This is a genomic window from Methylobacterium nigriterrae, from assembly GCF_037106235.1.
Classification (GTDB): domain Bacteria; phylum Pseudomonadota; class Alphaproteobacteria; order Rhizobiales; family Beijerinckiaceae; genus Methylobacterium; species Methylobacterium nigriterrae.
The window spans coordinates 1-268 of the sequence record NZ_JBAWTG010000910.1 but is presented as its reverse complement, the minus strand read 5'-3'; the positions used below and the strand labels follow the sequence as shown (position 1 = coordinate 268).

Below are 268 nucleotides of genomic sequence, written 5' to 3'. Positions count from 1 at the left end.
CGCGGATCGCATCGATCTTGTCGGATTCGATTTCCGGGAAAATGATCATTTCCTTCAAACCGATGTTGTAGTTGCCACGGCCGTCGAATGCCCGTCCGGACACGCCACGGAAGTCGCGTACACGCGGCAGCGCCACCGAGACCAGACGGTCCAGGAATTCATACATGCGGGCGCCGCGCAGCGTGACCATGCAGCCGATCGGAGAGTTCTCGCGGATCTTGAAACCCGCGATAGCCTTCCGGGTGTGAGTGACCACCGGCTTCTGACC

1 protein-coding gene is annotated in these 268 nt (G+C 60.1%); it reads right to left on the bottom strand.

The window, feature by feature from the left end; translation table 11 throughout:
- On the bottom strand, positions 1–268 hold a 268-nt coding region (gene rpl5 / locus WDW90_RS39650), incomplete at both ends, for a large ribosomal subunit protein uL5 (RefSeq protein ID WP_431311232.1).